Here is a 5,569-nt window from a genome sequence, read left to right as displayed (position 1 = left end):
GTTCGCCGGCCGGATGGGCAAGGTCCGCTTCTGGCACAGCTTTCTGCGCGACGACTATCCGGCCAAGCTGATGGGCAGACCCGAGGTCGCCAGTTTCCAGGAATTCTATCCATTTCTCGTTCTCTCTTCCGCGCCGGCAGCGCAGGGCTTCGATTTGTTCGAAAACCCGGCCCACCACCGGCCACGCGCGGGCTGGTGGCGTCAGGTCGGGATGTCGGACACCCGCATCCACAATCTCGACGCGGCTGCGAGCGGCCTCGAACAGCCGAGTTTCTCGCCGCTCCATCAGGCCTTACGCAAGGATGCCGGAAGCATGCGAACGGCAGCCGAAAGGGCGGCGTTCCGGCAGGTCGAGGGGCTCGGTTTCGGCGAGGATCATCCGCACTTTTCGATCCACCCGACCTTCAAGATCGAGCTTGATGAAGGGATCGATCCGCGCAGCTATGCGCCCGTCGCGGCCGATGGGGTGCGGCTCGAGCCCGAGCGCGTGGTATCGATGCGCGGCGCGAGCGCGTTCAAGATGAGCTGGGACGAGAACGATCAACTCGGTTCGATCTATTTGATCGAATGCGGACTATTCGAGGCGCTCGGCGAGCGCTCGCGGCCGCATGCGACGGTCGGGATCGATTCCGACCGGTTCGACGGCGACCAGCCCGAGGCCCGCGCGCAATGCGCCAAGTCACGCGCCGAGCGCGATCGATCTTGGATATGGCTCGCCGAGGACGAGGAAATCCGCGGCCTTTCATATCGGCATGCGAAAGCCGGCGGCATTGTCGGGATCTATGTCCACACGACGCGCTCGACGCTGGGGCCGTTCGTCGACCAACTGATCCGCCAGGGCAAGGTCAGCACTGAAGATCCGCTGCAACATATTTATCTCGATGCCGGGGTACCTTTCGGCGGGATTACCGCTGCCGGCCGCGCCGGCTTCGTCGAAGGTCTGGGCTTTTATGCCATGCAGGGCATCGAGATCTCCGGATTGACGCTCTATGCCGAAAGCGGCCAGGCCTTGCGCTTCTACCAAACCGAGCCCGACCTCTTTCACGCGATCGACTACCGACAGACGATTGCGCCCCACGGCCATCCGACCATCCGCGTGGATGGCGATGACCGGATCAGGATCAGCGGTATCGATCCGACACCCTATCGCGGCAACCAGACTAGGCCCGTGACATTCGAGCGGCTCGCCGACAAACCGCCGGTCACGCCATACGACACCTACAACAATACCTTCGTGTCGCTCTCCAAAGCGGTCAATCTACAGGCCAATTACTACGGTTACGACATTCTCGAGATGGACCCGATCCAGCTGGTCAAGACCGGCACCGCCAGGCCGATCTTTCGCGAACCCAAGGGTGAGACCCGGAATTACTACGACGCCAATCGGATCTTCGTGCCGCGCGGATTGACCTATGTGCCCGAGTTTACCGGCGAAATACATAAGACCGTGGACGATACCACCAGCTACGCAGAATTCAAGGACGCGGCGTCGAAGTCGGTCAATGCCGGTCTCGAATCCAAGGCTTTGCCATCGTTTTCGCTGTCGAATACGATGAGCGAGGCCCGCGAGACGATTTCCGAAAACAAGATGTCCAAATCGCTCGGGCTGACCAAGGCGATGTTCTACGACCTGGTTCTGGAAAAGAGCGAAATCGCGTTGAGCGAGGCATTCATCGAGCATGTCGGAATGCTGGCGAGACATGGCGACTATGCGAGCTTCATCGACGATTTCGGTACGCACTACCCCGTCGCCGTGGTCTATGGCGGGATGGGCGTGCTCGATATCGAGATGAACGAGCGCATGCGCACGAGCCTTTTGCAGAACGGCGTCGACACCAAGACCGAGATCAATCTCCTGATCGACCCCGATAGCGAAACCGGAATCAAGATCGGCAGCGAGAATCAGAACGAGAGCTCACGCCTGTTCCGCTCGATCACCGGCTCGCAGAGCGAGAACTTCTATTGGATCGGCGGCACCCACAGCGGCACGACGAGCGAATCCTGGAGCGTCGGGACCGATGGTGTGGTGCCGGTCCATGTCACGCTGCGGCCGATCGACGAGTTGCTCACGCCCCTTTTCTTCGCCGACAAGGACATCACCGTTCGCGTCCGCCGTGGTCTAAAGAGCGCCATCACCCGCTACATGGTCGAGAACAGCGATCTGGTGAACGGACTGCGACAGGTGCCCAAGCAGGGGTTCGTCGAGATCCGGATGGACAATCTCTTCTGCGGCACACCTCCCGTCATCGACACAGTCGCCAGCAATTTCTGGCGAGACAAGAACACCGGCGACATGTCCGCCCGACCTGCCAATGCGCGGCCCAAGGTGGCGACCGTCTATCCGATGCTGCATTTCACAGCCTATGATGCCTTCGGCCGGCAGTTGATCAATTTCGGCGGCACCGACAGTGACGAGGCCGAAAAACACGAGCCGCTCCAGGTCATCTGCAACACCCGCAACGACATCATCGCCAAGAGTCCGTATCTGCAATCGACCAAGGTCGGACGCTTCGCGCTCTCGGTCGATCACGTCCTCGACGGCGCCGTCATCCAGGTGGTCGACCAGCGTAGCATCGAGCACCATGCGATCTACCCGCCCCTGCATTTCGACAAGAAGGATCAGGTGATCGACGCCATCGAGGTCGGCGCTACGCTCGGGCTCAAGGCGCTCTGGGACGAATATGTCGGCGACGGTTCTCTAACCGTGAAGGGGCTGAACAAGGATGACGAGAAGCCTCCGCCCGCCCCCGAAGACATGCCTCCGCACAACCTCCTAGCTTACGCCCTCTTCTGCGAGACCCCCGATGTCAGTCCTTGCCCGTCGGTCAGCAAGCAGAGCATCATCGAGCGAGTCGGGATCTGGCAGAGACACCGGATCACGCTGCTGCCGCCGCCGGCCAAATGCGACTATTGCGTGCCGCATGTGCTCGAATATTCAGTGAGGTACATCCAATGAGCGGGGACATGTGGAGAAGGCTGTCGCCCGCCGTGTGGGTTCTCGTGGCGTCCCTTCTGCTGGCGGCGCCTTCGGTCTTTGCCGAGGGCGAAAGCGAGGACGAGGCCGAAGAGAATACGGTTGACAACACGGCCAGCACCTCGACCCCGGGGCGCGTCGAGCCACGTCGTGAAAGGCCCGGCGGCGAGGTATCGGCGGGCCTGACCGGGCGTGCTGCAGAAAGGGGCGAGCACATCGCCGGGCGGCGGGACGACTTCTTCGCCGCCGCCACGAGGGCGCGGCGGGGGGCGGATTCGTCCAGCGACCGCTATCCGGCATGGCGGTCCCGGTATGACGGCCTTCTGAACGCCGAGCAAAGCCGGCTGCCACAGGGCAGGCGGGTACGGGTGGGTGCATTGGAGGGCACGATCGCGCAGCACATGACCGACCTTTTCGTTGCGGACAGCAACAGCCACGATCGTGACGTCGACACCGCAATCGCCGGGTTCCGGGAACGCTACAGCCACGCCACGGTCGAGAAGTTCCTCGGATACCTGGACGCCAAAGACACAGAATTCCGCAACACGCTGGACAAGCTGGACACGTCGAAAGCGGGTGAACAGCGGCGGGCGGATCTGACCCATGTCCTGCTCAACACGCTGCCCGCCCTGCGCGCCGAGATCGCGCTCTATCGAGAGCTGAAGGACATGAGACTGGGAAGCGATTCCGAGGCTCGCAATGCGTTCTCGGCCGCCATGCAGAACGGTTTCAGGCAGGAAGCCGCGCGGCTGCATGACCACCAGCTCGAATTCGACGACGAGAGTGTGCGACTGGCCCAACTCGAGCGTTCCGGCGGCGCCAATGCCGAGGTCTACCGGATCGACTCCGATTGGGAGCGCGGCCGGGTGGCGAAGCCGCGGGAGGGTGAGGGCAATGCCGCCTTTAAGCCCGACGCGATCAACGATGTCAGCATGCTGATCAACGACACCGGCATCGAGACGGGACCCGCCATGCGCCTCGGTGCGCGTCAGGTCGCGTTCAAGCGGATTGCGGACGCCCTGGGCCTCGGCCGTCTGGTGCCGCGCACCGAGCTCGGCCGCATCGATGGCAGGCACGGCGCCATCCAGGGCTGGGTCGAAGGCGAGCCGCCCATCGGCTTCGAGCGCGAGGAGGTCACCGACCCGCAGGAGCTCGAGCGATACGGCAACTTCCTCGATTGGTCGGGAAAATTCGTCGACGATCTCGCCCGACAATACGGTGTCAGCGAATCCAACGCTCGCGCCCAGCGCGACATCGGTCGTGACGATATCGACGTCAACAAGATCAGGCGGGAACGGGACGGCAAGATCACCCGGATGAAGGGCGCCGAATTCAGGACCGCTGCCGGAGAGGCAGTGCTCGCTGACCCCGATCTGATCCGCGACCTGGCCAATGCCGAAATCCTCGACCGGCTATGCGGCCAGTTGGACCGGCATTCCTACAATTTTCTGATCACCGCTGACCGCGAGTTGCGACTGATCGACAACGATCAGGCTTTCGGGCACGAGCTGACCGCTATCGGCGAGGCACGCGGCTCGCAAGCCAAGCTGGCCAGCCGGATGGACGCCGACCTGGCGCAGGCCATCATCGATATCGACCCGGCGGTGATGCGGATCGAGACCATGGGATTGCTGACGACCAAGGAGCAGGACGCTCTCGTCGCCCGCCTCGCGTCACTCAAGGGTCACGCCCAGAGGATCAAGGATGCTGGCGGACTGATCTATCGGAACCCGCGCGATGCCGGCGATCTCGACTGGCGCTCGGAAGGCCCGCGGCAATGGTCCAAGACACCGTCGGAAAACAAGCCGCAAACCTATTATGCGCGGATCGCCGAGATACCGGTGCGTGACGATGGGTGAAAGGGTCGGAAAGAGCCGGCACGCTCAAACTGAACTGCCCGGGTTCACGGGAGAGTAGAAGTCTCCCGGGATGAGTCCTATGGATCGGAAGAAGCCGATCCCGAAATACGCGGCCGAGTGTCGCGAGCGCGGAGCTCGGTCATGTCGCGAAAGACCGAAGTCACGAAATAGGCCCGTCCGGACTCGCTGAAACGGCCTTTTCGCAGGTCATCGTAAGGCACGGCGCGTTTGACCCGATCCGAATACATTCGCACCTACGCTTGATCGGCAACCGAGGTCTTACACGATACGAAAACGCATCCGTAGGTGCGAATTTGTTCGCATGAGCACGAGCGACCGCGCCCGTAACTGCTGCACACAAAAAAAGGGGCCTCACGGCCCCTTATCCAAACACCGAACCGGACGCGATCAGCCCAGCAGCGGTGCAATCGTCAAACTGACGATGGCCATGACGTTGATGAGGATGTTCATCGAGGGACCGGAGGTGTCCTTGAAGGGATCGCCGACGGTGTCGCCCACGACGGTGGCCGAGTGAACGGTCGAGCCCTTGCCGCCGAGGTTGCCTTTTTCGACGAACTTCTTGGCGTTGTCCCAGGCACCGCCGGCGTTGGCCATCATGAGGGCGAGCAGGACGCCGGCGAGCAGGGCGCCGCCGAGCATGCCGCCCAATGCCTCCGGACCGATGCCGAAGCCGACGACAGCGGGTGCGCTGACGGCGATAACGCCGGGCAGGATC

At 62.4% G+C, this 5,569-nt stretch carries 3 protein-coding genes; 2 read left to right on the top strand and 1 reads right to left on the bottom strand.

Annotated features, from left to right (window positions below; genetic code table 11):
* Window positions 1–2,956: MAC/perforin domain-containing protein (locus tag GPT33_RS16795; protein ID WP_296811247.1), on the top strand; the 2,956-nt coding region annotated here is incomplete at its 5' end.
* Window positions 2,953–4,833 carry a hypothetical protein gene (locus GPT33_RS16790; RefSeq protein ID WP_296811244.1) on the top strand — a complete coding sequence of 627 codons (1,881 nt, stop codon included), beginning with the start codon at window positions 2,953–2,955 and terminating at the stop codon, window positions 4,831–4,833. The genes GPT33_RS16795 and GPT33_RS16790, both read left to right, overlap by 4 nt.
* A gap of 408 nt (window positions 4,834–5,241) precedes the next feature.
* Here GPT33_RS16790 and GPT33_RS16785 read toward each other — a convergent pair.
* Window positions 5,242–5,569 (bottom strand): sodium/proton-translocating pyrophosphatase (locus tag GPT33_RS16785; RefSeq protein WP_296811241.1); only part of this gene is annotated, 328 nt, incomplete at its 5' end.

It is taken from the genome of Thiocapsa sp. (assembly GCF_011390875.1).
GTDB lineage: Bacteria > Pseudomonadota > Gammaproteobacteria > Chromatiales > Chromatiaceae > Thiocapsa.
Note: the sequence above shows the minus strand (reverse complement) of the source record. Positions and strands in the feature narration are given on the sequence as shown.

Bases quoted from the DNA above. Each gene is read 5' to 3' on its own strand.
- GPT33_RS16790 (WP_296811244.1), top strand. From the start codon at position 2,953: ATGAGCGGGGACATGTGGAGAAGGCTGTCGCCCGCCGTGTGGGTTCTC.